Annotated in this window: 21 protein-coding genes; 10 read left to right on the top strand and 11 right to left on the bottom strand. The window is 67.3% G+C overall.

What is annotated here, in order from left to right:
• Positions 1–84: 84 nt before the first annotated feature.
• From ACQP1O_RS20850 to ACQP1O_RS20835, 4 genes are all read right to left on the bottom strand, one after another.
• Positions 85–1896, bottom strand: coding sequence for a glycoside hydrolase family 15 protein (locus ACQP1O_RS20850; RefSeq protein ID WP_433567426.1), 1812 nt, complete (start codon positions 1894–1896; stop codon positions 85–87).
• Positions 1897–2195: 299 nt separating this feature from the next.
• Positions 2196–2762: a type 1 glutamine amidotransferase domain-containing protein gene (locus ACQP1O_RS20845; RefSeq protein WP_433567425.1), complete on the bottom strand. Its 567-nt coding sequence runs from the start codon at positions 2760–2762 to the stop codon at positions 2196–2198.
• Between the two features lie 893 nt (positions 2763–3655).
• Positions 3656–3901, bottom strand: a complete 246-nt coding sequence (gene mbp1, locus ACQP1O_RS20840) for a microaggregate-binding protein 1 (RefSeq protein WP_433567424.1) — start codon at positions 3899–3901, stop codon at positions 3656–3658.
• Positions 3902–4095: 194 nt separating this feature from the next.
• Positions 4096–5889: a thiamine pyrophosphate-requiring protein gene (locus tag ACQP1O_RS20835; RefSeq protein ID WP_433567423.1), complete on the bottom strand. Its 1794-nt coding sequence runs from the start codon at positions 5887–5889 to the stop codon at positions 4096–4098.
• A gap of 154 nt (positions 5890–6043) precedes the next feature.
• On the opposite strand from ACQP1O_RS20835, the gene ACQP1O_RS20830 reads away from it, so the two are divergent.
• Both ACQP1O_RS20830 and ACQP1O_RS20825 read left to right on the top strand, forming a co-directional pair.
• The gene (locus ACQP1O_RS20830) at positions 6044–8941 is read left to right on the top strand and encodes an FAD-binding and (Fe-S)-binding domain-containing protein (protein WP_433567422.1); all 2898 of its coding nucleotides are present in this window, start codon (positions 6044–6046) and stop codon (positions 8939–8941) included.
• The gene (locus ACQP1O_RS20825; RefSeq protein ID WP_433567421.1) at positions 8938–10047 is read left to right on the top strand and encodes an enolase C-terminal domain-like protein; all 1110 of its coding nucleotides are present in this window, start codon (positions 8938–8940) and stop codon (positions 10045–10047) included. The genes ACQP1O_RS20830 and ACQP1O_RS20825 overlap by 4 nt, the downstream gene beginning before the upstream one ends.
• Here ACQP1O_RS20825 and ACQP1O_RS20820 read toward each other — a convergent pair.
• Positions 10021–11001 carry an SDR family oxidoreductase gene (locus ACQP1O_RS20820; protein ID WP_433567420.1) on the bottom strand — a complete coding sequence of 327 codons (981 nt, stop codon included), beginning with the start codon at positions 10999–11001 and terminating at the stop codon, positions 10021–10023. The genes ACQP1O_RS20825 and ACQP1O_RS20820 overlap by 27 nt on opposite strands.
• Positions 11002–11101: 100 nt before the next feature.
• Here ACQP1O_RS20820 and ACQP1O_RS20815 point away from each other — a divergent pair, with 100 nt between their 5' ends.
• From ACQP1O_RS20815 to ACQP1O_RS20790, 6 genes are all read left to right on the top strand, one after another.
• Positions 11102–12619 (top strand): FAD-dependent oxidoreductase, encoded by a 1518-nt coding sequence (locus ACQP1O_RS20815; RefSeq protein WP_433567419.1) that lies wholly within the window; start codon positions 11102–11104, stop codon positions 12617–12619.
• Positions 12620–12650: 31 nt separating this feature from the next.
• Positions 12651–14198, top strand: coding sequence for a bifunctional phosphatase PAP2/diacylglycerol kinase family protein (locus ACQP1O_RS20810; protein WP_433567418.1), 1548 nt, complete (start codon positions 12651–12653; stop codon positions 14196–14198).
• A gap of 500 nt (positions 14199–14698) precedes the next feature.
• Positions 14699–14854 (top strand): hypothetical protein, encoded by a 156-nt coding sequence (locus ACQP1O_RS20805; protein ID WP_433567417.1) that lies wholly within the window; start codon positions 14699–14701, stop codon positions 14852–14854.
• Positions 14851–15645 (top strand): GvpL/GvpF family gas vesicle protein, encoded by a 795-nt coding sequence (locus tag ACQP1O_RS20800; protein ID WP_433567416.1) that lies wholly within the window; start codon positions 14851–14853, stop codon positions 15643–15645. The genes ACQP1O_RS20805 and ACQP1O_RS20800 overlap by 4 nt, the downstream gene beginning before the upstream one ends.
• A gap of 435 nt (positions 15646–16080) precedes the next feature.
• Positions 16081–16749 carry a PAS and ANTAR domain-containing protein gene (locus tag ACQP1O_RS20795; RefSeq protein ID WP_433567415.1) on the top strand — a complete coding sequence of 223 codons (669 nt, stop codon included), beginning with the start codon at positions 16081–16083 and terminating at the stop codon, positions 16747–16749.
• 207 nt (positions 16750–16956) lie between these two features.
• A complete protein-coding gene (locus tag ACQP1O_RS20790) occupies positions 16957–17253 on the top strand; it encodes a hypothetical protein (protein WP_433567414.1) in 297 nt (98 codons plus the stop codon).
• A gap of 414 nt (positions 17254–17667) precedes the next feature.
• Here ACQP1O_RS20790 and ACQP1O_RS20785 read toward each other — a convergent pair whose 3' ends face one another.
• Positions 17668–18348, bottom strand: a complete 681-nt coding sequence (locus tag ACQP1O_RS20785) for a nitroreductase family protein (RefSeq protein WP_433567413.1) — start codon at positions 18346–18348, stop codon at positions 17668–17670.
• 69 nt (positions 18349–18417) lie between these two features.
• Here ACQP1O_RS20785 and ACQP1O_RS20780 point away from each other — a divergent pair, with 69 nt between their 5' ends.
• Positions 18418–18801, top strand: a complete 384-nt coding sequence (locus ACQP1O_RS20780; RefSeq protein ID WP_433567412.1) for a winged helix-turn-helix transcriptional regulator — start codon at positions 18418–18420, stop codon at positions 18799–18801.
• Between the two features lie 276 nt (positions 18802–19077).
• Here ACQP1O_RS20780 and ACQP1O_RS20775 read toward each other — a convergent pair whose 3' ends face one another.
• The 3 genes from ACQP1O_RS20775 to ACQP1O_RS20765 all read right to left on the bottom strand — a co-directional run bounded on the left by ACQP1O_RS20775 (position 19078) and on the right by ACQP1O_RS20765 (position 21648).
• Positions 19078–19725 carry a TIGR03085 family metal-binding protein gene (locus ACQP1O_RS20775; protein ID WP_433567411.1) on the bottom strand — a complete coding sequence of 216 codons (648 nt, stop codon included), beginning with the start codon at positions 19723–19725 and terminating at the stop codon, positions 19078–19080.
• Positions 19726–20506: 781 nt separating this feature from the next.
• Positions 20507–20731, bottom strand: a complete 225-nt coding sequence (locus ACQP1O_RS20770; RefSeq protein WP_433567410.1) for a hypothetical protein — start codon at positions 20729–20731, stop codon at positions 20507–20509.
• A 575-nt stretch (positions 20732–21306) separates the two neighbouring features.
• Positions 21307–21648, bottom strand: coding sequence for an ANTAR domain-containing protein (locus ACQP1O_RS20765; protein WP_433567409.1), 342 nt, complete (start codon positions 21646–21648; stop codon positions 21307–21309).
• Between the two features lie 337 nt (positions 21649–21985).
• Here ACQP1O_RS20765 and ACQP1O_RS20760 point away from each other — a divergent pair, with 337 nt between their 5' ends.
• Positions 21986–22537: a hemerythrin domain-containing protein gene (locus tag ACQP1O_RS20760; RefSeq protein ID WP_433567408.1), complete on the top strand. Its 552-nt coding sequence runs from the start codon at positions 21986–21988 to the stop codon at positions 22535–22537.
• A gap of 540 nt (positions 22538–23077) precedes the next feature.
• On the opposite strand, the gene ACQP1O_RS20755 is transcribed toward ACQP1O_RS20760, so the two are convergent.
• Both ACQP1O_RS20755 and ACQP1O_RS20750 read right to left on the bottom strand, forming a co-directional pair.
• Positions 23078–23251, bottom strand: coding sequence for a CsbD family protein (locus tag ACQP1O_RS20755; RefSeq protein ID WP_433567407.1), 174 nt, complete (start codon positions 23249–23251; stop codon positions 23078–23080).
• Between the two features lie 519 nt (positions 23252–23770).
• A complete protein-coding gene (locus tag ACQP1O_RS20750) occupies positions 23771–23926 on the bottom strand; it encodes a DUF6131 family protein (protein WP_433567406.1) in 156 nt (51 codons plus the stop codon).
• Positions 23927–24127 lie beyond the last annotated feature (201 nt).

The raw sequence follows: 24127 nt of genomic DNA, 5'->3' as shown, positions 1-24127 counted from the left end.
CCACGCCCGATGAAAACACCGCCGCAATCGGGTGCCGCCGGGGAACGCACCCCAGCCGACCACCCCCGGCAGTCGGTCAGCCGGTCACGGTCGATCCTGTCCCTGTGCGTGGCCTCCGCGCTCGAGTTCGGCCCATTCCCGTTGCAGAGCAGGGTGATTGGCTGCCTCGAGCAGTAGCCCGTGCACGAAGGCCTGGGGCAGATTGCCGCGCAGCTGGCGCTGGGTGACGTCGAATTCCTCGGCGAACAAGCCCGGTGTGCCACATGCGGCACGGTTACGTTCGAAATAGCGTGCCGCGACGACGGGATGATCGAGGTCGGCCGTCGCGATCGCCATCGCGAAACCGCACAGCAGAAACGCGCCCTCGTTGCTACCGAGCGGACTGCGTCCTTCGCGATAGCGGTACACGTAGAAGTCGCTGGACAATTCGCGCGCGATCGCGACCACCGTGGCCCGATCGCGTGGATCGCCGCGCGGCAACGCGCCCCGGATGATCGGCAGCAGCAGCGCGGCATCCACTTCCGGGTGCTGAGGCGACCGTTGCCAGCGTCCGGTGGGATGCACGCTGGTTCGTGCCGCCTGCGAGACCAGCGCATCTGCCAGGTGCAGGCAGGCCGCGGGGTCGGCTCCGGTAGCGGGAAACTCGGCCACCGCACGCAATCCCGCCGCGCAGATCAGCCGCGAGTGGGTCCAGCACTCGTCGTCGATTTCCCAGATACCGGCATCGGGTCGATCGCTGTGCGCGGCAATGGCATCCATCGCCAGAGCCACCGCCCGACGGTAATCGCCGGGCAGATGGTCGTGGCGGGCCGCCGCGGCGAACACCAGCAGCGCTTCACCGAAGATGTCGAGCTGGAACTGATCTCGCACCCGGTTGCCGACCACCACCTGACCACCTGGATAGCCGGGCAGATCGACGGCCCGACCCGGCGGCACCGCCTCACCGCGCAACGTGTAGGCGGGCATCATGGCCGGCCCGTCAGCGAGAAGCCGTTCCGCGGTGAACCGGACAGCCGCGTCGAGCAGCGGCAGCGCCCCGGCCGCGGCGGCCGCCTGCCCCGCCAGACACTGGTCGCGGATCCAGACGTATCGGTAGTCGTAATTGGCTCCCTGCTCCGCCCGCTCGGGCAATCCGGTGGTGGCCGCGGCGACCATGCCAGCGCCGGCACTGGTCATTCCACGCAGCACGGCATACGCGTGGGTGGCGTCGCGCGGAGCGGCGTTCGCTCGCAATGCCGGAATCTCCACCTTCCATGTGAGCTCTGTTGCCTGCCAGCAGGTTTCGGGGTTCGGTGGCGGGCCGGTCCAACCGGTGTCCGAGAGTTCGAGCACCAGGTCGTGGTGTTGGCGGGGCGGCACTCGCACCGACAATCGCCAACCGGGGCAGCGTGAATTCTCATGGAATACCGCTTCGGCCCCGCCGCTCCACCGCAGTCGCCGCCGACCGCACCACGCCTCCCAGATCCCTGCGGCACACCGAACATCGCGCAGGGGTGCCGATCCGTACTCGTGGGCCGGGTTCAACTCCACCACGACCCGCGCTTCACCGTGCAGTGCACGAATCCGGCGCAGCACCACGACCCGGTGCGCGTCCGCGGGAAAGGCGAGCGCCTCGCGGCACTCGATCACCGTGGAGCCGGTCACCCAGCGCGAATTCCAGATCAGGCTGCCGGAGTCGTAGTAGCCGCCCCACACGAAGCGCTCCTCCGGCGTCACCGAGTACACGCTCGCGCCCCCGATCAAGGTGTCGAACACCGGGGCGCTGTCCCATTGGGGTGCGCACAGCCACGCGATGTCACCGCGCGGACCGATCAGCGCGCCGCGCTCACCGTCGGCGACGAACGCGTACTCCCGCAGCACATGCGGCTGCTCGATCGGCGTCGGCTCCACGCTCACCGGTTACCACGCGATTGCCCGGGTAATCGCTGGCCCACACCGCCCTCTCTCGAGGGCTCGACCACGTCGGCTTCACCATTCCCGTCCAGGGCTGCACGTACCGAACGATCAGGACATGGCGGCACCGGCTACCTCGACCCGCCGAAACACCCGGTCGCCGAAACCACACCCTGACCCGGAACACCGCACACCTGGTCCGCGTGAAGGGAACTACCCCGCACCGTAACCCGGCTCCGTAGGGTTCGGCGTCCGCGTGCTCGCAGACACGAATTCCTGGCCGGCACGGGTGGACTGCTGCGTCACGACGTCCGGACGCTCAACTCCGCGGCGATGGCATCGACGAAATCGGGTAGATCGTCGGGATTGCGCGAGGTGATGAGCGTCCAGCCGTCGCCATCGCTGCGGACGACCGGCTCGTCGACCCAGGCCGCTCCGGCGTTGAGCAGATCGGTGCGCAACGACGGATACGACGTGAGCGTCCTGTCCGCTACCACCGCGGCCTCGACCAGCAGCCACGGACCATGGCATATCGCGGCAATCGGACGGCCGGCAGCGGCTACGGATCGGACCAGTTCCCTTGCCCCGACATCGGTTCGGAGTTTGTCGGCGTTGACGGTGCCACCCGGAATGACCAATACGTCGAACGCACCGGGATCCACATCGGCGAGGGCGGCGTCGGGCCGCAGCGTTTCGGACGGAATGAGGTCGTGGCGGTAGGTGTGCACATCGATCTCCTCCACCGCCGCGTGGGTCACGTGCGCGCCGCGGGCACGCAATCGATCCCTGGGCACCGCTATCTCGTCGCGCTCCACCCCAGAATTGGAGGTGATGATCAGGACGCGGACGCCTTCAAGTTCTGCTGACACCGGAGGTCTCCTCTCGTCTCATCGTCTCGCCGACTCCTTCGCGAGCCGGGCGATTGCCACCTCGTGCAATCTGTCGAGCATTCATATGCCCAGCGCCGGAGGCGACGACACGAGGCCGACGTCCCGGGCACGGTCGATCAGGTCGATCACGTCGATGCCTGCCAACTCGGCCAGAATCGGCCCGGCGAACTGCGAATTCGCGAATGCACGGACAACACACCGCGCGGGCCGAAGGCTATCGAGGCGAACCCGAGCCGTGACAACGATTGCTGTGCAACGGCATCGGTGACTGCGATGTGCCTATACGTGATGACACTTCCCTTTCTCAGCGATGGCGGCCGACTCTCCGCCTCAGCTGTCGCGATTCGCTCGCCTACCTCGCCGTTGAGGTACCGCCGCCGTTGCCGGTGCGTCCTGTAAGGACCGCGACTGCCGCCGGAAATAGTGCACTGCCAGACCATCTGGTCTGGATATCCGTCGAGTACCCCACACAGCCGGTATCAATCAGCATCCGGTGTGACGTCACGTTCCTCCGAGCCCGCCGTTGGCGTGCGGGGTGGAAGGCAGGTCGCCGATGGTCTCAGTGATGTCGCCGTCGGCGGCTTCGCCGCTCGGTACGACCGGCCGTCCGATCGGCGGACGCTCCCACTACTGGTGATTCACTCACACCACCCGAAATCCCCTGGCCTTTCCGTTGCAGGCCAGGGGATTCCGATATGGGTACCGCGAGACGCGGCGCCAGGCGGTACTCCTCTGCCGACGCCGTTCGCGGACGACGTCACGGATCCGGTCGAGCACCGCCAGGAGCGGGCCGATCAGCAGATTCGCGGCCAGGCAGACACCCCCCCGGATGGGGGCGGGTGTCTGCGAGGGGCCTCGGCGGCCACGGTCGATCACCGATTCTGCTGCGCCCGCTGACGCGCTTCATGGGCCTCGGCCCGGGCACGATCCTTCTCCGCCTGGGCTTCTCGCTTGGCGGCGTCGCGCTGGGCTCGAGCCTTGTCCTGCTGAGCGCGGCCCTCCTCACGCAGCCCCTCGTTACCGAAAACCGTGCCCGCAGCCTGCTTGGCCGCGCCCTTGACGCCCTCGACCGCGCCTTCGACGCCTTCCCGGGCTCCGCTCTTCTCGTGCTCGGACATGGGATATACCTCCGTATGTCGGATTGCAGGGACAATCGGGACCTACCCGAGGGTTCGGGACCGAAACAGGCTGTCTGCCATCTTGTTTCGAGACCGGGAGGCCGGGTAATCGACGAGCAGGGGTAACCCGACCGAAAAGGTGTTCTCGTGCCGAAGAAGTAGCGTGGCAGCGTTTTCCCTCGGTGGCGGGCCGGTCAGTGGCGGGCCGGGCGCATCTCCTGGGCCTTGGTCTTCGCACCCTGGACGATGAGGTGCCAGCCTCCAGGATCGCCGCGCAGAATCGCCTCCGCGGTGTCCTTCAGCTGCTCCCAGGTCGCGTGTGGCGGAATGGGCGGCACCTCCGGGTCGGTGCGGAAGTCGAGCAGCATCGGCCGATCGGCGGACAGCGCGGACTCCCAGGCGGGCCCGACCGCGTCGGGACTGTCGACCGCGATGGACGACAGCCCCATGCAACGCGCGACATCGGCATAGGAGACGTCCGGAAGCGTCTGCGACTCTTCGAATTTCGGTTCGCCACCCATGGCGCGTAGTTCCCAGGTGACCTGGTTGAGGTCGTTGTTGTGGAACACGCACACGATCAGTCGCGGGTCCTCCCACCGATCCTGATACCGCTCGAGAGTCAGCAGTTCGGCGAGGCCGTTCATCTGCATCGCCCCGTCGCCTACCAGGGCGACGACCGGACGGTCGGGACAGGCGAATTTGGCGCCGATCGCGTACGGCACCCCCGGCCCCATGGTCGCCAGCGTGCCCGACAGTGATCCGCGCATGCGGCCACTGAAGCGCAGACAGCGCGCGTACCAGTTCGCCGCCGAGCCCGAATCGGCGGTGATGATGGCGTTCTCGGGCAGCCGCTGCGACAGCTCCCAGGCCACCCGCATCGGATTGACCGGCTCGGCGTCGAGCATGGACTGGTGCTCGATCGTCTGCCACCAGCGGGCGACGCTCTCCTGGATGTCGATCGTCCAGGCTCGGTCAGGGTTCGGCGCCAGCATCGGAATCAGTTCGGCCAGTGTGGCCTTGGCATCGCCGACCAGGTTGACCTCCGTCGGATAGCGCATGCCGATCATGGTTCCGTCGATGTCGATCTGAACGGCGCGGGCCTGTCCGAAGTCCGGAAGAAACTGTGCGTAGGGGAAATTCGAGCCCACGATGAGCAGGGTGTCGCAGTCGCGCATCAGTTCGTAGCTGGGGCGGGTGCCCAGCAGGCCGATCGCCCCGGTCACGAAGGGCAGCTCGTCGGAGAGCACGTCCTTGCCCAACAGCGCCTTCGCCACACCGGCGCCGGTCAGCTCCGCGATGCGGGTCAGTTCCGCAGTGCAGCCGCGCGCTCCCTGTCCGGCCAGGATCGCGACTCTTGTTCCGGCATTGAGGATTTCGGCCGCACGTTCGATGTCGGAGCGGGGCGGGACCAGCCTCGGTGCCGACATGGTGCCGGGCGAGCTGGAAGGTACCTGCTTGAATGCGTGCTCGGGCGCCTCGTACTTCTCCTCCTGCAGATCGGACGGGATGATCACCGTGGTCGGTGCCCGCCGGGTGACGGCGGTGCGGAAGGCGCGGTCCAGCGCGTTGGGCAGCTGGCTCGACACGTTGACCTCGACCAGATAGTCCGAGGCGACATCCTTGAACAGGCTCTGCAGATCCACTTCCTGCTGGTAGCTGCCGCCCATGGCGCTGCGCGCGGTCTGGCCGACGATCGCCACCACGGGCACATGGTCCAGTTTGGCGTCGTAGAGCCCGTTCAACAGGTGGATCGCGCCAGGCCCGGAGGTCGCGGTGCACACCCCCACATTGCCGCTGAACTTCGCGTACCCGGTCGCCTCGAAGGCCGCCATCTCCTCGTGACGGGCCTGAATGAAGGCGGGTTTTCCGTCCGCGCGGCCGAAAGCAGCGATGAGCCCGTTGATTCCGTCGCCGGGATATCCGAAGACCTGCTCGACCCCCCATTTCCTCAGCCGCTCCACGACATGATCGCTCACTTGCCAGGTCATGACGTCTCCTGTCCCTGTTGCCGGATCACTGCGAACAGCGCCCGAGTACCCCCGCACCCGCAACCCAATCGGCAGGTGATTACCCGGGCGTAGCGGGTATCCGCGCGACAGAAGAGCGAGGACCGCATGTGACCACCGGAGTGGAGGCGAGCCGATGACGGCCGGATCCGATCACCAGCTACGACGGGGGCAACGCGCCCGCTTTCCCCTGGATGCCGTCGCCGGCGACCTGACGCGAGCGGTCGCCGGGGAGGTGCGCTTCGACCCGGGATCGCGGGCGGCGTATTCCACCGACGCCTCCAACTACCGGGCACTGCCGCTCGGCGTGGTGGTCCCCCGCACGCCCCAGGATGCCGAGGCCGCGATAGCGGTGTGCCGCGAGCACGATATGCCCGTCCTGTCCCGGGGCGGAGGCACCAGTCTCGCGGGCCAATGCTGCAATGCCGCGGTCGTTCTGGACTGGACCAAGTACTGCCACCGAGTGGTGGACCTCGATGCGGAGGCGCGGACCGTGGTGGTCGAGCCGGGTATCGCCCTCGACGTGCTCAACAACGAACTCCGTCCCTACGACCTCATGGTCGGGCCCAAACCGTCGACCCATGTCAGCTGCACCATCGGCGGCATGATCGGCAACAACTCGTGCGGTTCCACCGCGCAGGCGTACGGGAAGATGGTGGATTCGGTCCGCAGGCTCGAGGTGCTGACCTACGACGGCACGCGCATGTGGGTCGGTCCCGGCCTCGAGGGCCTCACCGATCCGCTGCGGTCTTCTCTGTGCGATCTCGCTGATCGCTACGCCGACGACATCCGCAAGTCCTATCCCGACATCCCCCGCCGGGTATCGGGCTACAACCTCGACTCCCTGCTTCCAGCGCACGGATCCGACGCGGCGAAACTGCTGGTCGGCAGCGAGAGCACACTTGTCACCGTGTTGCGCGCCGAGCTCGAACTGGTCCCGGTTCCCGCCGCGAAGGCGCTGGTGGTGCTGGGCTTCCCCGATGTGTTCACCGCCGCCGACGCGGTGCCCGAGGTGGTGCGGCACCACCCCGCCGCCCTGGAAGGGCTGGACGGGCGGCTCGTCGGGCTCGAACACAGCCGGCATCTCGCCGAGCACGCGATCGAGCAGCTCCCGGACGGGAATGCCTGGCTGATGGCCCAATTCGATGGTGACACCCAGGACGCGGCCGATACCGCCGCCCGGGACATGATGCGTGCGGTCCAGCACCACACCGGCGCCGCCGACACCAAGCTGGTGGACGATCCGGAGCGCGAGGCCGAGCTGTGGTCGGCGCGGGAAGCCGGGCTGGGTGCCACCGCGTATCCGCCCGGTGGACGCGAAACCCACGAGGGCTGGGAGGACGCCGCGGTGCCGCCCGACCGGCTCGGCGACTATCTGCGTGACTTCGAGCGGCTGCTGAAGCGGTTCGGCTACGAATCCAGCTCGCTCTACGGCCATTTCGGGCAGGGCTGCGTGCACACCCGCATCCCCTTCGATCTGCGCACCGCGGAAGGAATCGCCCGCTACCGCGAATTCGTCACGCACAGTGCGCATCTGGTGGTCGACTACGGCGGGTCGCTGTCCGGCGAGCACGGCGACGGACAGTCGCGCGCCGAACTGTTGCGAATCATGTTCGGCGACCGGATGATCGACGCCTTCGGAGAGCTGAAACACCTCTTCGATCCGCACAACCGGATGAATCCGGGCAAGATCGTCCACCCCCGCCCCCTGGATGGCGATCTGCGCCAGGGCGCCGCCTATCGGCCGTGGGAACCCGCGACGCATTTCGCCTTCCCCGAGGACGGGTTCCGCTTCAGCCATGCCGCCAACCGTTGTGTCGGCGTCGGTAAATGCCGGGGCGAGAGCGGCGGCGTCATGTGTCCCAGCTACCGCGCGACCCGCGAGGAAGAACATTCGACCCGCGGCCGTGCCCGGCTGTTGTTCGAAATGCTCGAGGGCGATGTCATCACCGACGGCTGGCGTTCGACCGAGGTACGCGACGCCCTCGACCTGTGCCTGGCCTGCAAGGGCTGCCGCAGCGACTGCCCGGTCGATGTCGACATGGCGACCTACAAGGCGGAATTCCTGTCCCATCACTACCACCGCCGGCTGCGGCCGATGGCGCACTACTCGATGGGCTGGATTCCCCTGTGGGCCCGGCTGGCCACCGCCGCCGCGCCGGTCGTCAACGCCGTGACGCGCACACCGGGGCTACACCGGATGATCGCGCGCGCGGGCGGCCTGGATCCGCGCCGTCAGTTCCCCGGATTCACCCGTGCCCGCTTCACCGAAACCTTCACCGGTGAACGCGATCTCGCCGCCGCCCGCCACGGTCGAGTGCTGCTGTGGCCGGATACGTTCACCAACAACTTCGAACCCGGCATCGCGCACGCCGCCGTCGACGTGCTCACCGCCGCCGGATTCCAGGTCGAGATTCCGGACCGGACCGTGTGCTGCGGGCTGACCTGGATATCCACCGGCCAGCTGCCCACCGCCCGCAGGGTACTGAACCGCACCCTGCGCATCCTGGAACCCGTTCTACGCGAAGGGATTCCCATTGTCGTGCTGGAGCCGAGCTGCGCCGCGGTATTCCGTTCGGACCTCCCCGAACTACTCCACGGCGACGAGGATGCCCACCGCCTGGCCGGGCAGACCCGCACGCTGGCCGAGTTGCTCGCCGACCGGGCCCCCGAATGGGTGCCGCCACTGGCCGGCGGATCCGCCATCGTGCAACCGCATTGCCATCAGCACGCCATCCTGCACTTCGACCGGGATCGGGAACTGCTCGCCGCCGCCGGTGCCGACGTCGAGGTACTGGACGCCGGATGTTGCGGTCTCGCAGGAAATTTCGGCTTCGAGCGGGGACACTACGAGGTCTCTGTCGCCTGCGCGGAGGACGCCCTGCTGCCCGCATTGCGGGCATGTTCACCGGAAACCGCTATCGTGGCAGATGGGTTCAGCTGCCGTACCCAGATCCGCCACCTCCTTCCCGAGGCGCGCCCGCACCATGCGGCCGAGCTGCTCGCTGCCGCGATTCGAGGCGAATCCCCATGAGTACCCCCCTCATCGACGACATCACCGTCGACAGCTACCGATTCCCCACTCCGCAGACCGAAGCAGACGGGACGCTGGCCTGGGACGCGACCACCGCTGTCGTCGTGTCGATTCACGCCGGACACGAACGCGGGCTCGGCTGGACCTACAGCTCCCCCGCGGCCGCGACGGTCGTCGCCGATCACCTCGCGTCGCTGCTGCACGAGACCTCGCCCGACGATGTCACCGACACCTGGCTGCGGCTGCGGCGCGCCTGCCGCAACTTCGGCACTCAGGGAGTCGTGGGGCATGCGCTCAGTGCCGTGGACATCGCCCTCTGGGATCTCAAGGCCCGCCTGATGCAGGCGCCCCTGGATTCCCTGTTCGGCTCCGTACGCAGGGCCACCGCGGTCTACGGCTCGGGCGGCTTCGTCAATCTCACCGATGACCAGCTCACCGAGCAGGTCCTCGGCTGGGAAACCGCGGGCTGCACCGCCGTGAAGATCAAGATCGGGGTCGACGCCGAACGTGATGTCGAACGAATCACCCTGGTACACAAGCTCCTCGGCGACAGGACTGCCATCATGGTCGATGCCAACGGTGCGTACACACCAGGCGAGGCCTGCCGGGTCGGCGCCGAACTCGATCGGCTCGGCGTCGTCTGGTTCGAGGAACCCGTCACCAGCGACGACCTCGCCGGGCTGCGCACCGTCCGCGACGCCGTCCGCTGCGACGTCGCGGCGGGGGAATACATCTACAGCGAGTACGACGCCGCACGCCTGATCGATGTCGTCGACTGCCTGCAGCTCGACGTGACCCGCTGCGGCGGCTACACCGGCTTCCTGCGCGGCGCCGCCGTGGCCGCGGCCAATCACCGCGATATCTCGGCGCACTGCGCTCCGGCCCTGCACGCGGGCATAGCCGCGGCAGTGCCGCGGCTGCGGCACATCGAGTGGTTCGCCGATCACGCACGCCTGGAACCGCTGCTGGTGACGGGGGCACCGCAGGTCGTGGAGGGCAGGATAGCGCCGCGCGGGCGGGACACCGAACCGTACGGGCACGGTATGCGACTGTCGGAATCCGCTGCGCCGTATCGGATTTCAACCCCTGCCGAACCCCGCGAGTGACAGCACCCGCCGGGTGAGCCAGGCCTGCGGGCTGCGCGGGTGCGCCCGATCGTCGAATTCGCCGTGCGCACCGTAGTCGTGTCCATCGGCCTCGTCCCGCGGTGTCCAGAGATTGTCGGCCCGCCCCGGGGCGGGAGCGTCGGTCTGCTGGCTGTCGAAGCCGGTGCGAGCGAGGTACCGGTCCAGCAGCGCCGGGGCCAGCCGTTGCGCGAGCACGGTGCCGACGGTGCTCGCACCCACCCAGTACTGCTTGTGCCGCGGATGCCCGGCCGCGAACGCGATCGCGCGCGCCATCACCTCGGGCTGATAGATCGGCGGCACGGGCTGCGGTGTGCGCGGTAGCCGCGACAGCACCCACGAGAACTGCGGAGTGTTCACCGCCGGCGCCTGCACGATGGTGATGTGCACATTGCTGCGGTCGTGCAGCAACTCCACCCGCACGGCTTCCACGAACCCGTTCACCGCGTGCTTGGCTCCGCAATAGGCGGACTGCAGCGGAATCGACCGCTCCCCCAGCGCCGACCCGACCTGCACGATCGCACCCCGATCCCGCGGCCGCATCCTCGCCAGCGCCGCCCGCGTCCCGTGTACCGACCCGAGATAGGTCACCTCGGTGACCCGCCGGAACTCCAGCGGATCGATCTCGCCGAACGGCGCGAACACCGAGGTGAATGCCGAATTCACCCACACGTCAATGGGTCCCAGCTCCTCCTCGATCCGGGACGCGGCGGCATCCACGGCGGTGTACTGGGCCACGTCGACCGGAATCGCCAGTGCCCGCCCGCCCGCGGCGCACACATCGGCGGCGGCGGCCTCGAGACCGGCGCGCCCGCGCGCCAGCAGCGCGACCGACGCCCCCTCCGCCCCGAACCTGCGTGCGGCGGCGCGTCCGATCCCCGCACTCGCTCCGGTGACGACGACGACCTTCGGCTCATGTCCGGTGTTCGGCTTCATACCCGCCGGATACCACCGCATCACCTCGCTAAGCGCCCCGCCACGTATCGAAACCCCGCCCCTGGTGTTTCGCCTCCGACCGGCGGGCTATAGCGACACCATGACACCAGTCTGGAAGATCGAGAACCCGACCCCTGCCCGTCTGCGAGTGACACCGGGAGTGCGTTTCGACGTGGTGGTCATCGGGGCCGGCCTCACCGGCCTGGTCACGGCATTGCTGCTGGCCGAGAACGGCGTCGAGGTCGCGGTCCTGGAAGGACGGCGCATCGGCGACGGCACCACCGGCGCCAGCAACGCCAAAGTCAGTCTGCTGCAGGGAATCCGGGCGCAGCGGATCAGACACCGGCACAGTGCGGCCATGCTGCGCACCTATCTCGACGCCAATCTCGAGGGGCAGCAGTGGCTGCTGGAGTACTGCGGCGGACACGCTGTCGCCTACCAGGCCGGCGACGCCTACACCTATGCCCGATCCGAGCGCGAACTGCCGCTCGCCCGCCGAGAATTCGGCGCCCTGCAGGAGGCGGGGCTGCCGGTCGAGTTCACCGAGCGGATCGCCGCGCCGTTTCCGATCGTGGGCGGCGTACGGCTCGCGGCACAGGCGCAGCTCAACCCGATGTCGTTGCTGGCCGCGCTCGCCGCCGACGTGGAATCACACGCAGTACCGATCCACGAATCCAGTCTCGTGTACGGGGTGAGCACCGCCGCCACCGGCGATCACCTCATCGAGACCGAGCACGGCCCGGTCCGCGCAGGAACCGTCATCCTCGCCACCGGGACCCCGATCCTGGACCGCGGCGGATTCTTCACCCGCCTGGTGCCATTGCGGTCCTACCTCACCGCGTACCGACTGCCACAGCCACTGTCCTCCGACATGTTCATCACCGCCGGCGCACCCACCAGATCCGTCCGCACCGTGCCCGACCCCGAAGGCGACGTACTGCTGGTCGGAGGCAACGGTCATGTGGTCGGGCGCGAGGACCACACCGACGACCAGATCGCCGACCTGCTCGAGTGGACCGAACACTGGTACCCGTCGGCGACACCCCTGACCAGTTGGTCCGCACAGGACTACCAGCCGACCGGCGAACTCCCCTACGCCGGTCCACTGCTCCCCGGCCACGACGGCATCCTGCTCGCCACAGGCTACGCGAAATGGGGATTCACCAACGCCGTCGCCGCAGCCCAGGTCCTGCTGGGACATATCACCGGCAAACAACCGGACTGGGCACACGCCTTCGCCACCTGGCGGCCCGACGAACTGCGATCACTTCCGGCCGCCGCCCGCACGAATGCCGGAGTCGCACTGCAACTCTGCACGGGCTGGTGGCACCTGGCCCGCACCGGCACCGACCCGGTCCGCGCACCGGAAGGCACCGGACACATCGAGCGCCGCTTCGCGCGCCCGGCCGCCACCTGCACCGTCGACGGCACGACCACCACCGTCTCCGCGATCTGCCCGCACTTGGGCGGCATCCTGCGCTGGAATACGGCCGAGAAGTCCTGGGATTGCCCGTTGCACGGCTCCCGATTCGCCGCCGACGGCACCCGACTCGAGGGACCCGCCACCCACCATCTGTCCCCGCTGGCACCGCCCATCGCAGGGCCGGACCCGCGTTAGCCGCTGAGCGGATCGAAATACCGTGAAGCGCTTGGCTATTCGCGACAGCACCGGAATCGGCAGCCAGGCTCACACCTGCGACCGGGTTCGGCGACGCTTCCACCGGGTCGGGCGGACCGATCGCGCCATCACCGCCGCGATCGCGCGACTCCCGATCTCCTCACTCGACGCCACCCTGCTATGGCTCACTCGCAGTGCGGATTTCGGCGCGCTGTGGTTGCTCATCGCAGGCGTGCTCAGCACTCGTAAGGGCGAGCAGCGGCGAGCCGCCGTCCGCGGCGTCGCGTCCCTCGGGTGCACGGCCCTGCTGGTGGACGCCATTCTCAAGCCGGTCATCGCGCGCCGCCGACCGGCCGCCGAACTCCTACCCACGCACCGGCGGCTGGACCCCCGGCCCACCTCGTCGTCGTTCCCCTCCGGGCACAGCGCCTCCGCGGCCGCATTCGCCACCGCGGTGGCACTCGAAAGTCCCCGCACCGCACTGGTTCTCGCGCCGCTGGCGGCCACCGTCGCCTATTCGCGGATCCACACCGGCGTGCACTGGGGCAGTGATGTCCTCGTCGGCACGGCCATCGGCTCGGGCATCGCCCTGGCCACCCGGCATTGGTGGCCGGCCCACATCCCGGCCGCGGCGCAATCGCGGGGTATCGCGGGTGCGCCGGCGCTCGCCGATGGCAAGGGGCTGCTGGTGCTGGTCAATCCGACCGCGGGCGACCCGGCCGCGGACCCGGGCGCGGACATCGCGGCCCTGTTGCCCGCGGCCACGCTCGTGTACACGGAACCGGGCGGCGACCCGGCGGAATGCCTCCAGCGAGCGCACCACAATTGCACACCGCCACCGCTGGCGCTGGGTATCGCGGGCGGCGACGGCTCCCTCGCCGCGGCGGCCACCGTCGCACTGCGGCATGGCCTACCGCTGGCGGTCTTCCCCACCGGCACTCTCAACCATTTCGCCCGCGACCTGGGAGTGCAGGATCCGGGCGAGACGGCTGCGGCCGTCACCACCGGCGACACCGTCGGCGTGGACATCGCACGCATCGAGTTCGATGACGACACGGGACCGAAGACCAGGCACCTCCTCAACACCGCCGGTCTGGGCACGTACCCCGATCTGGTCCGGATCCGTCGTCGATGGCGATCGCGGTGGGGCCGGTGGCCCGCCTTTCTCGCCGCACTCCTGCTCGCGCTGCGCCGGGCACACCCCATCGAGATTCATCTGAACGGTGACAGGCAACGGGTATGGATCGTGTTCATCGGCAACGGGCCCTATCGGCCGCGGCGTGCCGTCCCCGCCTTTCGTGACCGCCTCGACGCCGGGTTGCTCGATATCCGTTGGCTCCGAGCCGATCGGTCCTGTTCTCGCGCTCGGGCCGGGGTCGCCGTTCTGTTCGGCACCATCGGTCACACCCGGTTGTACGGCGAATGCCGCCCCCGCGAGCTGATCATCCGTCTGCCCACCAGGGAACCGCTGACCACCGACGGCGAAGTGATCGGCACCGCGACCCGGATCCGCGTGGTGTCGGCCGGCCGCCTTTCCGTCTACCGCCCCGTACGCGGCGACTCGGCGTTTCCGCGCTGATCCACCCCGGGAAACCACAACAGATGCACACCTCCAGGACACGGCTCACGGGGCAGCGCATCCAGGTGACCTCAACGCCCAGTCCTGAGGAAGGGCCGCGCGGTGGCGAACCGCGCGACCTGATACCGCGGCCCGGGCAGCACGGGATCGGGGATACCGGACCGTGGCGGTCCTTGGTCGGGCAGGGACGGGATGGGTGGGCGCTCCGCCAGATCCGGTGCCGGGCAAGTAGTTCCGCGACCGTGACGGTGGCTGTCGGACGACGATGTCGGCACGGCGCTCCGGGCATCGTTGTCCGACGTCCAGACCTGCCGTCACAGTACCCGGCATTCGCCATTCGAATCGCCCAGGCGATCGGGCGCTGCGCTGTGGCGCGCGTGGGCGCGCGAGTCGGCTCGCAGGTCAGTGCATGGACCCGGAGAGACGGGGTAGGCGAGAAACGAACAACGACAAGGAGTTTGTTTCTCACGACCAGTGCACTACAACAACGTGGCGGCGGGGTGGCCGGGCCCGATGCCGGCAGTCCGGCCGCGGCGCACGACACGAGCCTGGACCCGGGGCTCGTGATCGATGCCGAGACCGTCAACCGGCGCGACATCGCCGACCAGGACAAGAAGCCACCCGAGCAGACCACCGGCGCGAGGAGTCGATCATGACCGCAGACAACACACCATCGGAACACACCTGGACGCAATCGGATCCGAATACGGCACTCCTGATCTACGGGGTCGTCCCCGCGGACGCCCACCTGGAGGTGCAGGGCATCGGCCGGCATCCGGCCCCGATCCGGCCCGTGCGGCACGGCTCGATCGCCGCGCTGGTCAGCGAGGTCCCGGTCGAGCAGCCATTGGACCGGGACGAAGACCTCCAGGCCTTCTCGAGTCTGGTGGACGACCTGGTCGCCGCGATGCCGGTCATTCCGGTTCGCTTCGGTGCCGCACTCGTCGACGACGAGGCCGTGGAAACATGCCTGCTGCAACCCAATGCACATCGGTTCCGGGCCGCCCTCGACGAACTGTCCGGGCAGGCCGAGTATCTCGTGCGGGGACAGTATGTCGAGGACACCGTCCTGCGCGAAATCCTCGACGAGAACCCGCAGGCCGCCGCGCTGCACGACGCCATCCGCACCACACCGCCCGACGCCACCGGTGACGCGCGCATCGCCCTCGGCGAGATCGTCAATGCCGCAATGGAAGACAAGCGGCACGCTGACAGCGAGACGCTGATCCGAGCGCTCGCACCGCTGACCGGGCAGATGTCGCTGCGCCCATCCACCCAGGAGAACGAAGTGGCCGACATCGCTGTGCTCATGCCCCTCACCCAGGAGGAGGCGCTGGTACGCACCGTGGACAAAGTGGCCGAACTGTGGTCCGACCGGGTGCACCTGCGTGTCGTCGGCCCGCTGGCGGCCTGGGACTTCCTCGCCGTCGAACCGGACGAATCATGATCGCCACAACACCCACCCGGGACCAGCTCTACAACGAGGCCAAGCAGCGCCACATCGAGGGCCGTTCCGGCATGTCCAAGGCTCAGCTCGCACATGCGCTCGGCCGCGACTGAACAAGCCGAGCGGGAGGCGAACACCATGGCACTCCCGAAGCCGACATCGCTGCGGATCCAGGCGTTCGGTGGAGCCGAATCGGCTGACGCGTCGCTCGGACCGGATCCAGTGGCCGACCGAGGCCGCCGCGGCGGGAGATCCGACGCGTCCGCACCAAGATGGCCGAAGCGGCCAAGCTCCACCACCCCATGAGGTTGACCGCGCCCTCGGAATCTCCGCCATCGCGGGCTACTACGCGCCCAACTCGGAGGTGAACAACTCCGGCGACGGGTTCCCAGGGTGGGGTGTACCGACCCGGCATCCCGGCGCGATAATCCGGTTATGGGTTCTCCTGGTGATCTGCCTGCGGAATCGTTGGTGTGGGCCGCGGGGGCGTATCCAGGGCCGCGGACGGGGAGTTTCCGGTTCTGGTTCGCTACCCGCCGCTGGGAATGGTCGCCGGAGCTGTACCGCATGCACGGCTACACCCCCGGCGAGATCGAGCCGACCACCGAACTGCTTCTGGCACACAAACATCCCGACGACCGCGACAAGGTCGCCGAGACGATCACCCGCTCGGTCGAGTTGGGTGAGCCGTTCTCGAGCCGGCACCGGTTCATCGATACCCATGGTGTCGAGCATCAGGTGATGGTGGTCGCCGACCGCATCGTCGACCAGGGCCGCGCGGTCGGCACCGCGGGCTTCTACATCGACCTGGCCGGCACCCTCATTCGTGCCGAGCACGAGGCCCTCGAGGCGCGGATGCCGGAGGTGGTGGAAGCGCGGGCGGCGATCGAGCAGGCCAAGGGTGTGCTGATGCGCATGTATCGCATCAGCGACGAGCAGGCGTTCAAGCTGCTGGTGTGGCGCTCCCAGGAAACCAATACCAAGCTCCGCGCCCTGGCCGAGCAGCTGCTGCGGGAGTTGCCCAACGTGCCACCGGTCGAGCCCGGCACGGTCTCGGCGTTCGATCACATCCTGCTGACCCTGCACGAACGCATCCCACGCTGACCACACTGGAACCGAGATGTGCGAATGCCCACTGTCGCTACACATCTCGCAGTGGGGCGGGGCACCGATGAGTACACCACTGGCCGGGACGAAGGGGCCGCGGATCGGATTCCACCGGCCCCATGCGGGTGGACGATCAAAACGGCTACGTTTCGACGCGGCGTGTCCAAGCCCGAACCTGCGCCGGACATGGCCATGATGTCGGTCATGACCGATCCCGAAAGCGCGACACGGTCAGCCTCCACCGTGCCCGTGCCCGTGCCCGATACCGACGCCCGTCATCAGCAGGCAGCCTGGCAGCTCGCCGGCCGCGAAGTCGACCTGTACTCCGAACGCGAACTTCAGCAGTTCCTGTTCGAGGAACTCGCTCTGCCTGCCACCACCCCGGACCAAACCACCGACACCCCGTCTCTGACAGCACTGCGCCGACTACACCCACACCCGTTCCTGGACCACCTGCTGGCCTACCGCGCTGCACGCGCCGCCGCTGGAGACCTCGACTGACACGGCCGCCGCCACACCATCTCCCCACCGACCGGTCGCTTCCGGCCCGCCAACGCCTCACCGGTCTCGGTGTCGAGTCCTGCGGCGCGCGAGTCTGTCAGGAACCGGGCGACCGGCGCGATCGATATTCCAGCGGCTGTTGTCATCCAACGCCCCAGCGGGTGCGCACACCGTCACACAGCGACCACCAACGACGCGCGGCCCAAGCTTTCCGGGACCCGACCGCCGTAGCCAACATCGCGATCAGGATGGACAAGGGTCTCGCCCCAGCGACCCGGTAGTGCACGTGGGGCGAGACCCTCGTATCGGCTCGGACACTGGGGTCGCGTGCTGCGCCGACACCTCAGCACATACCAACAGGTCGGCCTGCTTAACCCGTCGGTGCCCGATCGTGGCCGACCAATGACGAAGTCGTTACCGGCTCCCCGTCGTCCGCCCGACGCTGGTCGGTGACGAGGCTAGATAGCGCTCGGCGAAGACGACCTTTTCCAGCGGGCGCCGGCCCGGGTGCGGTGGGATGGTGGCGGAGTGTCCGATTGTCACGATGACGGCGATGGCCAGATCATCTCGGTCCTCGATGCCGATCGCCTTCTTCACCAGATCGGGATCCCAGCCGTTCATCGGAGCCGACGCCAGCCCCAGCGCCGTGGCCGCGAGCATGGCGTAGGTGGCGGCGATCATGGCGTTCTTCACCGCGTTCTCCCGCAACAGTCCGCGGTTGTGCAGGTCGCGGAATTCCGCCCGGCTGTCGAACATGGCTCTGAACTCAGCGTTCCAGGCGCCGCTGCGCCCGGCCGAGTCGGCAATGTCGGTGTTCGGCGCCTCCCACGCGGCACTGTCGGCCACGAAGACCAGCGCCACCGGCGCCTCCTGGGGCTGTGGCTGCCCGAAGGCCGCCTCCGAGAGCCGGGCTCGCCCGGCCTCGCTGGTCACCACCACGATCGATCGGTCCTGCATGTTCCAGGCGCTGGGGGCCTGCACAGTGAGCTCCAGCAGTTCGGTCAGCACGTCTGGGTCGATCGGATCGGGGAGGTAGTGGCGGACGGTGCGGCGCCGGTGGATCGCTTCCGGGACAGACAAGGTATCGGCTTTCATGCAACTAACTATCGGAGAGTGGCAAACTTTTCGAAAGAAGGCACCTTTTGGTTCGTTACAATGGTCGAGGTGCGCACACGTGTCGAATCCTCGGGCCTACCGGCCGATGTCTTCTCCGCTCGCTGCCCCACTCGTCAGGTGCTGGACCGGATCGCCGGCAAATGGACGGTCCTGATCATCGACGCGCTCGCCGGCGGGACCATGCGCTACACCGATCTGCAGCGCCGCATAGAGGGCATCTCCCAGAAGATGCTGACCCAGACCCTGCGCGAACTGGAGACCGATGGTTTCGTCATCCGCACCGTCCATCCCACCGTCCCTCCGAAGGTTGAATACACCCTCACCCCACTGGGTCACAGCCTGCGCACCCCGATCACCGCGCTGCGCGAATGGATCGAGGCCAACATCAACGAGATCGAAGCCGCTCGAGCGGGATCCGCGGCAACACCGTGACTCGGCCGACCAACAGTCGACGAGTAGACGAATCAACCTGAGCGCTACCGAATCTCCTGACACCACAGGCGATCCCGCGTGGCGACGACAGCTCGCATGTGGGGCTCGAGTATCTGGCGGGCTATCGAGCGACCTGCGGGAATCTGGCACATAACCCCCACAGGGTTCGGGTCCTGCGGCCTCTCTGTGGCCTGTGCCCGCGCATAATGGGGGCCGTTGCGTCGCGGAGCACGACGACCGTCGGCACATCCAGAGCGTGTGTGGGATTTGTCCGTCCTACATGCCGAATCGCGTAGCCCGGACTGTCGCCACAGCCTGTACCGTTCCGAGCACGTCGACCTCGGCCGCGCTCTGACGCCCGAACAGGTACAACAGAAGTTCACCAGGTGCTCCCCGGAGCCGAACAGCAGGTCCGCCCCGTCGAACCGTCACGCATTCGCCGGTGTGTGCCCGCTCGATGTCGAGCTGGATTTCGCGAAGCCGTCGGCTCAGGTAGCGGCAGCCTCGGCGAACGTTGCGCCACAACGCATCCTGCAGAGCGGGCGTCAACTCGGTTCTGGGGCCACGGCCGTTGGCGCGGCGCACATCCTCGTGGTGAATGAAGAACTCGTTGAGACTCGGAAACGAACGCACCCACGGGATGCGGAAGAAACCAGGAGGCGGGCCCGAGCGAATCCGGTCGACAAGCCACTCGAACTCGGTGCGCGCCGCCAGATTCGCTCGGCGCCGCTCGGCGAACCGTCCGAAAGGCCCCGGCAGAACCAGACATGGTCCCGCCAGCACATCGCGCTCCCGCAGGACCAGGTGAGCCGCGAGGTCCCGAGTCGTCCAGCCCTCGAGCAGCGTGGGTGCATCAGCTCCGAGCTCGTCGAACAGATCGCACAGTGCGGCACGCTCCTGGGCTTCGAACGGGATGCTCCGCATATGCCCATCATGACAACGGGTTCGGGTTCCGCGCGCACATTCGTCGTCTGCACCCGCAGAATCGTCGGCTCCTCTTTGCGGTCCAGCCCTGCGCGCGCAGTCTGATCCACGATTTATCCACCGCAGAGCCCAGCAACCCCGCGCCGAGGACCGGCAGTGCGACAGGGTCGTCGGCGAACGCGACCACGACTGACCAGGTCCCGTCCATGTGCTGACCCCATCACGTCTGCATCTCGGTGTAGAGATCGGTTTGCGCATCCGTGGTGGGCGAGGCGTGCAACACCTGCGCCGACGCGATGGCCGCAGAATTCCATGCGGGGATAACGCCGCTGGACATGTGAGAGCTGCCATCGTCGCCGCAGCGACCGCGCAGTATCTGGAAGTGTGCTGGACCGGCATGATGGTGCCTTGCTGACAGAGTTCACCGCGGTCGGGCCCTGATACTCTGCCGACCTGGACTGGTCCTACCCAGTAGTGACTGGTTCGACCCGAGCAGGTATGGATGCGCCTCGCCGGGCGACTGCCCTGGCTCCGGTGGTGGTGAAGGCATGTATCGCCTGGCCAGAACTGCTCCGCATGCTGCCCCGCTAGTTGATTTCAAATGGATGGCCGGACTTGCCGCCGATCTATTTGCCCCGCCCCCGACTTGCCCGCCAGGCATCGCACCACATGTGTGCGAATGATCGGTCCGCCAACCAGCCCGCGCTGACCATGTGTCTTACTCATCGGTGGGCCCTCACGGGCCGAATCGGGGGCAGCTGCCGACGTTTTCACACGCGGGCTAGGAGCGGTTGGTCAGCTCCTTGTAGCGCAGGAACTCCACGAAGGAGACCTGCCCGTCCGCCCAGACACGGTCTTGCTGAATATGGCGCCCAAGGACCTCCCGCACTTCCTGGCCCTGGGCCATACCCCACTGGAGCGCGTCATCGAAGGTGATGAAACCGTCGTGGTCCGTATCGATCTCGTCGAACTCCCGCCGGGTGGCGATGAACTGCTGCTGGTCCATACCCGTCTCCTTTACCGGTTGGTGACCGCCGAACAGCAAGGACTTCGTTCGTCATCGATCCAGCGCACAAGCGTACGCGGAAAGTTTGCTGACACGCCCAGATTGGCGTGGAATCGAAACGAACCGAAGCACTGAACTCGACGGCTCCGGTCTCAGGCCGCTCGGGGCATCGGTGTGCAGGCAGCGGGCATTCGATCCGCCCCACCCGCTCCACAGCACCCGCGTGATCGCTGAGGTCAGGTGGTGCCTCGAGGTTGCGCCGACACGTGGCTGTCGGCTCACCCTGGCAGTACTCAAGGTCCCGCGGACCCATGATCCAGACTTCCTCACCGACCTCACCGCACATCTGGGCGCAACCGGCCACGGTGTCAGCCGACTGGACCCTAGGTGTCGTAACGACCTCATCATCGGTCGGCCACGATCGGGCACCGACCAGTTGAGAAGGCCGACCTGTTGGTGTGCGCTTAGATGTCGGCGCAGCACACGACGACCCCCGACGGCTGGGCCGATACGAGGGTCGCGCTCCACGTGCACTACTGGGACGCTGGGGCGCGATCCTTGTCCATCCGAGCTGGTCAGCGTGGGATGCGTTCGTGCAGGGTCAGCAGGATGTGATCGAACGCCGAGACCGTGCCGGGCTCGACCGGTGGCACGTTGGGCAACTCCCGCAGCAGCTGCTCGGCCAGGGCGCGGAGCTTGGTATTGGTTTCCTGGGAGCGCCACACCAGCAGCTTGAACGCCTGCTCGTCGCTGATGCGATACATGCGCATCAGCACACCCTTGGCCTGCTCGATCGCCGCCCGCGCTTCCACCACCTCCGGCATCCGCGCCTCGAGGGCCTCGTGCTCGGCACGAATGAGAGTGCCCGATCTACCCGATTTCGTCGACTCCATCGCCCCGGAGCCCAGTGTGCGCATGCCCTGAACCTGAAATCCGCCTGTGCCGGTGAGGGATTCGTGCGCGTGGGTATGCGGCCGACCGGAAGTAGATGGGAGCCGTATTGCTGCTGGTGCTGATATCGCTCTGGTGCTCGCCGGACTGGGATTCCTGGCCGCATCCGCTGATCGAGATCGAATCGATCGGCAGTCTGTCGGGGTCTCACCGGCACAGACGCCCATCCCGCAGATGAATTTGCAGGCGCGGTAGTAGCTCGCGGTTGATGGGGTACTGCCCACCCAAAGACCGCATCGCGGCATCACACATCGGAAGGGCCCAGGGCAAATCCGGAACAGCACCGCAGAGAAAGGCAACGCAATGGCCGAACAAGACGTGGTCGATCTGCTGACCGCACAACACGAACAGATCTCCACCTTGCTCGAACAACTGAAGTCCGGGCGGGAGGACCAGCAGGAACTTTTCACAGAACTGGTCCGGCTGCTCGCGGTCCACGAGAGCGCCGAGGAAGAAGTGGTACATCCCATCGCGAAGCGCGCCCGCTTCGGTGCCGAGGAAATGGTCGACGCTCGCATCGACGAAGAGAATCACGCCAAAAGCGCGCTCGCAGAACTCTATGACCTGGGCGTCGATCATCCGGATTTCGCGCCCAAACTCGCCGATTTCGCCGACGCGGTCGCCGATCACGCGGCGCACGAGGAGGCAGAAGAGTTCGTCCTGCTGCGTCGCCAGTATTCGGCGAGCCAGCTCGAACACATGGCGGGATCCGTACGCGCCGCCGAAGCGGTCGCCCCCACCCGCCCACATCCGCACGCCGGCTCGTCCGCTGCGGCCAACTTGATCGCGGGACCGCCGCTGGCCGTATTCGATCGCGTGCGAGACGCGGTGCGCGACTGGAGGTCACAAGGCTAGCGAGCTGGTGCACACACAGACGTCGTCCGCCATGACGACATGGAACCAACATTCGACGTCAGGATTCATCCGCCTTCCTGGGCCGTTCCTGTCGTGCGGAGTGGATGGTGGTTCAGCGGGACATATCAGCAGATTTCCCCGTCCAGTATCGAACAGCCCCGAGGATTGACCAGATCGATGGCGATCGGACCCGGGGACCTCAAACCTCGTGACTGCGGTGTCGGCAGTTCAGCCATGCCGAAGCCGGTCGGGGGCTCTGAGAGCCGCTCGAGAGCGGCTCTACGAAGAGGCCGAGCGACCGAGGCCCAGAAGCACAACGCCCATGGCCGCTCCAGCACGACGAAATCCGAACTGGCTAGGGCCATGGGCGAATGACGAGCCGGTCAGTTGCTCGGCGTCGTCGAGCACTGGCCAGGCAGTGAGAACCGAAACCGGTGCAATGTTGCTGCCATCCATCGCCGCTGACTGCCACGAGCAAATCGCAGTTCCGGCTGGGATGGTTTTCGACGGCCGACATCTCGATCGCCGATGCCGACCCGGTCACCGCTTGAAGGCGTCCTTGACCTTCTCTCCTGCGGTCTTCAGGTCGGACTTCACCTGGTCGGTCTTGCCCCTCTGCTCACGCTGGGGGTTTCCTGTCGCTTGGCCGGCCTTCTCCTTGGCCTTGCCACTGATTTGCTGGGCCTTGTTCTTGGCCTTGTCCGTTGTACTCATGACTTTCTCCTTGCGACTGCGGCCGTTCCCGGCCGCGGTTGACATCACATGCGGCACTTCGGCCGCCCACACATGACCGCACTACCCGAGGCGACGGCGAGAAAACCCCTCTGCCGTGATCACTCCGATGTTCCCGGCGGGAGTGTCACCCGACGTTTGCGGCGGAAGCACGTCGATGTGTGAAGGGCCAACCGGATCATCTGCGCCGCACCGGATTTGACGGGTTGCTTCGGGCACCCGATCCCACTCGGCGCGGGTGCGCTCGTCGGCCGCACGCATGTGACTGCTTCGGCAGTGTCCGAACCGCCGCAGTGGAATTCGGTTCTGCGGGACGACAGGAAGGATGTGCTGCCCCTTCCCCGCTTTCGGCCGCGCTCCCGGCCTTTTCCTCACCCGCCGCCGCGACGACATCCATGACATCCCGAAATCCATGCTCACGATGCATCACCGCCAGAGAACAAGAATTCGCTAGGAGTCGATCGCCAGGTGGTCGTCGGTTGGGGACACGCGATTTGGGGGTCAATAGTAATGGCGACGGCCGCCGACAGCGCGGCCCATCGACCCCAACAGCAGAAACACGAGCCCGATGACGAGCACCACGATCCCGATGGTCCACAGGATCGGGATGCCGAATATGAACCCGACGAGGAGAAGGATGATTCCGAGAATGATCATGGCCACCACCTGGTTTCGCTGCTGTGCGCGAAGGGCCCGAGCGGCCCTCCGGTGCTGATATCGGTCATGCGCGCAATCCCGACACGCGTCACTGCGCGCACCCGGCCACGGCCACAGGAAGAACGAAGCCACGATGTTCGACCCGATGTGATGCGTCGGCCGTCATGACGCGCATACCCTCACGCCGGCAGTTCAATCAGC

Source organism: Nocardia sp. CA-151230 (assembly GCF_050942175.1).
Lineage (GTDB): Bacteria > Actinomycetota > Actinomycetes > Mycobacteriales > Mycobacteriaceae > Nocardia.
The sequence above is the reverse complement of the archived record's forward strand: the minus strand, read 5'-3'. Positions and strand labels throughout refer to the sequence as shown.

Bases quoted from the DNA above. Each gene is read 5' to 3' on its own strand.
- ACQP1O_RS20830 (WP_433567422.1), top strand. From the start codon at position 6,044: ATGACGGCCGGATCCGATCACCAGCTACGACGGGGGCAACGCGCCCGC.
- ACQP1O_RS20820 (WP_433567420.1), bottom strand. From the start codon at position 11,001: ATGAAGCCGAACACCGGACATGAGCCGAAGGTCGTCGTCGTCACCGGA.
- ACQP1O_RS20770 (WP_433567410.1), bottom strand. From the start codon at position 20,731: ATGGACCAGCAGCAGTTCATCGCCACCCGGCGGGAGTTCGACGAGATC.
- ACQP1O_RS20795 (WP_433567415.1), top strand. From the start codon at position 16,081: ATGGGTTCTCCTGGTGATCTGCCTGCGGAATCGTTGGTGTGGGCCGCG.
- ACQP1O_RS20765 (WP_433567409.1), bottom strand. From the start codon at position 21,648: ATGCGCACACTGGGCTCCGGGGCGATGGAGTCGACGAAATCGGGTAGA.
- ACQP1O_RS20755 (WP_433567407.1), bottom strand. From the start codon at position 23,251: ATGAGTACAACGGACAAGGCCAAGAACAAGGCCCAGCAAATCAGTGGC.
- ACQP1O_RS20785 (WP_433567413.1), bottom strand. From the start codon at position 18,348: ATGAAAGCCGATACCTTGTCTGTCCCGGAAGCGATCCACCGGCGCCGC.
- ACQP1O_RS20775 (WP_433567411.1), bottom strand. From the start codon at position 19,725: ATGCGGAGCATCCCGTTCGAAGCCCAGGAGCGTGCCGCACTGTGCGAT.
- ACQP1O_RS20760 (WP_433567408.1), top strand. From the start codon at position 21,986: ATGGCCGAACAAGACGTGGTCGATCTGCTGACCGCACAACACGAACAG.
- ACQP1O_RS20825 (WP_433567421.1), top strand. From the start codon at position 8,938: ATGAGTACCCCCCTCATCGACGACATCACCGTCGACAGCTACCGATTC.
- ACQP1O_RS20790 (WP_433567414.1), top strand. From the start codon at position 16,957: ATGACCGATCCCGAAAGCGCGACACGGTCAGCCTCCACCGTGCCCGTG.
- ACQP1O_RS20835 (WP_433567423.1), bottom strand. From the start codon at position 5,889: ATGACCTGGCAAGTGAGCGATCATGTCGTGGAGCGGCTGAGGAAATGG.
- ACQP1O_RS20815 (WP_433567419.1), top strand. From the start codon at position 11,102: ATGACACCAGTCTGGAAGATCGAGAACCCGACCCCTGCCCGTCTGCGA.
- ACQP1O_RS20800 (WP_433567416.1), top strand. From the start codon at position 14,851: ATGACCGCAGACAACACACCATCGGAACACACCTGGACGCAATCGGAT.
- mbp1 (WP_433567424.1), bottom strand. From the start codon at position 3,901: ATGTCCGAGCACGAGAAGAGCGGAGCCCGGGAAGGCGTCGAAGGCGCG.
- ACQP1O_RS20750 (WP_433567406.1), bottom strand. From the start codon at position 23,926: ATGATCATTCTCGGAATCATCCTTCTCCTCGTCGGGTTCATATTCGGC.